The sequence below is a fragment of the Kitasatospora sp. NPDC058406 genome, assembly GCF_042722765.1.
In the GTDB taxonomy this organism is placed as follows: Bacteria; Actinomycetota; Actinomycetes; order Streptomycetales; family Streptomycetaceae; genus Kitasatospora.
The window spans coordinates 1-3850 of record NZ_JBHXKE010000432.1 but is presented as its reverse complement, the minus strand read 5'-3'; the positions used below and the strand labels follow the sequence as shown (position 1 = coordinate 3850).

Below are 3850 nucleotides of genomic sequence, written 5' to 3'. Positions count from 1 at the left end.
CAGCTCCGATCCCGGGCCGGGCACCGAACCGACGTGCCGACGGACGCGCTCCGTCAGATGTCGCGGAAGGTCTCGATCTGCGCGCCGATGGAGTTGAGGCGCTCGGCGAGGTCCTCGTAGCCGCGGTTGATGACGTAGACGTTGCGCAGCACCGAGGTGCCCTTGGCGGCGAGCATCGCCAGCAGGATGACGACCGCGGGGCGCAGGGCCGGCGGGCAGACCATCTCGGCGGCGCGCCAGCGGGTCGGGCCCTGGACGAGGACGCGGTGCGGGTCGAGCAGCTTGATGTCCGCACCGAGACGGGTGAGTTCGGTGAGGTAGATGGCGCGGTTGTCGTAGACCCAGTCGTGGATCATCGTGGTGCCGTGGGCGGCCGCGGCGATCGCGGCGAAGAACGGCACGTTGTCGATGTTGATGCCGGGGAACGGCATCGGGTGGATGGTGTCGACCGGCGCGGTCAGCTTGGACGGGCGGACGGTGAGGTCGACCAGCCGGGTGCGGCCGTTGTGGGCGGGGTACTCGGCGGTGCGGTCGTAGTCGAGGCCCATGCCCTCCAGCACCGCGAGCTCGATCTCCAGGAACTCGATCGGCACCCGGCGGATGGTCAGCTCGGAGCCGGTCACGACGGCGGCGGCCAGCAGGCTCATCGCCTCCACCGGGTCCTCGGCGGGGGTGTAGTCGACGTCGCAGGTGATCTCGGGGACCCCGTGGACGGTGAGGGTGGTGGTGCCGACGCCGTCGATCCTGACGCCCAGCTTCTCCAGGAAGAAGCAGAGGTCCTGGACCATGTAGTTGGGCGAGGCGTTGCGGATGACGCTGACGCCGTCGTGGCGGGCGGCGGCGAGCAGGGCGTTCTCGGTGACCGTGTCCCCGCGCTCGGTCAGCACGATCGGCCGGTCCAGCGGAGTGCCGGGCTGGACGGAGGCGTGGTAGGCGCCGCCGGTGGTGGCGACCTCCAGGCCGAAGCGGCGCAGCGCGGTCAGGTGGGGCTGGACGGTGCGGGTGCCGAGGTCGCAGCCGCCGGCGTAGGGGATGGCGAACCGGTCGGCGCGGTGCATCAGCGGTCCGAGGAACATCAGCACGCTGCGGGTGCGGCGGGCGGCCTCGACGTCCATGCCGTCGAGGTCGAGCTCGACGGGCGGGGTGAGTTCGAGGTCGCGGCCGTCGTTGGTCCAGCGGCTCTTGACGCCGATGCTGTTGAGCACTTCGAGGATGCGGTAGACCTCCTCGATGCGGGCGACGCTGCGCAGGGTGGTGCGGCCGGTGGTGAGCAGCGAGGCGCAGAGGATGGCCACGCAGGCGTTCTTGCTGCTGCGGACGTCGATCGCGCCGGAGAGCCGGGTGCCGCCGGCGACCCGCAGGTGCATCGGGCCGGCGTAGCCGAGGGAGACGATCTCGCTGTCGAGCGCTTCGCCGATGCGGGCGATCATCTCAAGGCTGACGTTCTGCTTGCCCTGTTCGATGCGGTTGACCGCGCTCTGGCTGGTGCCGAGGGCCTCGCCGAGCTGGGCCTGGGACCAACCGCGGTGCTGACGCGCGGTGCGGATGAGGGTGCCGATACGGGTGAGATAGTCGCCTGTCACCTGCCAGACCATATCTCATGACTGAGATAGCGCCAGGATCGGGCTCCCATGTGACGCGACATTTGTCCGTTTCCCTCCCCGTATGGGCGTCAGATCTTCACATCACAGCGAAGTTCTTATGACACGACCGAGACAGAAGGAGCCGTCAGCAGACCCGACGGCTCACCGACGGCGGCGCGACCCGGCTCGACCCCGGACCCGCACCGTGGAACCGGACCGCCGCTCCCGCACCGGCGCGATCAGCGCGGAATCCGGGAACGCGCGCCGGTCGGTGGCCGCCGCGGGCGGGAAGTGGCCGCCGTCGTCCCGACAGGGCTCCTGCGCGAGCACCGGCAGTGGGAGGAGCGCGAGCTGATGCACCTCGTCGAGGAGCGCCGGGACGAGGGTGATCTCCACCGTCGACGGTGGCCTGCTACTCGTCCTCGCGGTCAGGGTCGGCCACCGCTCCGAGATCTACCGCGACTGACGGGCACCCCGCCGGAGCGGGGTGCCCGGGGGTCGGACCCCGAGGGGCCGCGGCCGGGAGGTCAGGCCTCGGGGTAGCGGCGGGGGGTCCAGGTGACGTCGGGGTGGGGGGACCGGGTGACGTGCCGGGTCTGGGAGGAGCCGACGAGGAGGACGGTGCGCATGTCGACCTCGGCCGGGTCCAGGTCGGCGAGGCGTACGGTGCGGACGCGCTCGGTGGGGCCGCCGACGTCGCGGGCCATGACCACCGGGGTCTCCGGGGCCCGGTACTCCAGCAGGAGGTCGCGGGCACGGCCGACCTGGGTGGTGCGGGACTGCGAGCCGGGGTTGTAGAGCGCGAGGACGAGATCGGCCTCGGCGGCGGCCCGCAGACGACGGGCGACGACGTCCCAGGGCTTGAGGCGGTCGGAGAGGGAGACCACCGCGTAGTCGTGGCCGAGCGGGGCGCCCGCCCGGGAGGCGGCGGCGTGCGCGGCGGTCATGCCGGGGACGATCCGGACCGGCACCTCGCGGTAGGCCTCCTCGCAGGCGACCTCCAGGACGGCGGTGGCCATCGCGAAGACGCCCGGGTCGCCGGAGGAGACGACCGCGACCCGGTGGCCGCGGCGGGCCAGGTCGAGGGCGAACTCGGCGCGCTCGGACTCCACCTTGTTGTCGGAGCCGTGCCGCGCCTGACCGGGGCGCACCGGCACCCGGTCCAAGTAGGTGGTGTAGCCGACCAGGTCGGTGGCGGCCGACAGGGCGCCGCGCGCCTCGGGGGTGAGCCAGAGCGGGCCCGCCGGGCCGGTGCCGATCACGGTCACACTGCCCGGACCCTCCAGGGCCGGCGCCGGGGGCTCCAGCGGCGCGACCCTGCTGGGCAGCACGGCGACCGCGAAGTAGGGGACGGTCTCGGCGTCGACCGAGGCCAGCGGGGCGGTCCGCTCGCCCTCCATGAAGGCGCGCTCGACGTACTGGGCGTCGTCGAGGCGGCCGGCCCGCTCCAGGGCGCGGCGCACGGCCGGGAAGGTGCGGCCGAGCTTCATGACGACGGCGGAGTCGGCGGCGGCGATCCGCGCGGTCAGCTCCTCCTCGGGCAGCGTGCCCGGGATGACGGTGAGCGTCTCGTCGGCCTCGGTGAGCGGCATGCCCAGCCGGGCGGCCGCGGCGCTGACCGACGTCACACCGGGCACCACCTCGGTCGGGTAGCGGTCCGCGAGGCGCTTGTGCATGTGCTGGTAGGAGCCGTAGAAGAACGGGTCCCCCTCGGCCAGCACCACGACGTCGCGGCCGGCGTCCAGGTGGGCGGCCAGCCGGTCGGCGGCCTCCGTGTAGAAGTCGTCCAGCGCACCCCGGTAGCCGCCGGGGTGGTCGGTGGTCTCCACCGTGAGCGGGTAGACCAGCTTCTCCTCGATCTGACCGGCCGTCAGGTACCGCTCGGCGATGGACCGGGCGATCGAACGGCCGTGCCGCGCGCTGTGGTAGGCCACGACGTCGGCCTTGCCGATGAGTTCGGCGGCGCGGACGGTCACCAGCGACGGGTCACCGGGGCCCAGGCCGACCCCGTAGAGCCGGCCGGTCGTCACGCTGTCGTCCTGATGGTTCGTCACTCTTCTTCGCTCGCAATCGCGTTGATCGCAGCGGCGGCCATCGCGCTGCCGCCGCGCCGGCCGCGCACCACCAGGTGCTCCAGGCCGGCGGGGTGCACGGCCAGGGCCTCCTTGGACTCGGCCGCGCCGATGAATCCGACCGGCACACCGATCACCGCCGCCGGGCGCGGGGCGCCGGCCTCGATCATCTCCAGCAGCCGGAAGAGCGAGGTC

At 72.8% G+C, this 3850-nt stretch carries 4 protein-coding genes; all 4 read right to left on the bottom strand.

Going from position 1 to position 3850, the window contains the following annotated elements; translation table 11 throughout:
* Positions 1-53: 53 nt before the first annotated feature.
* Complete coding sequence (locus ACFWOG_RS40025; RefSeq protein ID WP_380364593.1) at positions 54-1583, bottom strand: UDP-N-acetylglucosamine 1-carboxyvinyltransferase; 1530 nt, start codon at positions 1581-1583, stop codon at positions 54-56.
* A gap of 162 nt (positions 1584-1745) precedes the next feature.
* On the bottom strand, positions 1746-1979 hold the full coding sequence (locus tag ACFWOG_RS40020; RefSeq protein WP_380364591.1) for a hypothetical protein: 234 nt from the start codon (positions 1977-1979) through the stop codon (positions 1746-1748).
* 131 nt (positions 1980-2110) lie between these two features.
* Complete coding sequence (locus tag ACFWOG_RS40015) at positions 2111-3637, bottom strand: precorrin-2 C(20)-methyltransferase (protein ID WP_380364589.1); 1527 nt, start codon at positions 3635-3637, stop codon at positions 2111-2113.
* On the bottom strand, positions 3634-3850 hold a 217-nt coding region (locus ACFWOG_RS40010), incomplete at its 5' end, for a precorrin-8X methylmutase (protein WP_380364587.1). The genes ACFWOG_RS40015 and ACFWOG_RS40010, both read right to left, overlap by 4 nt.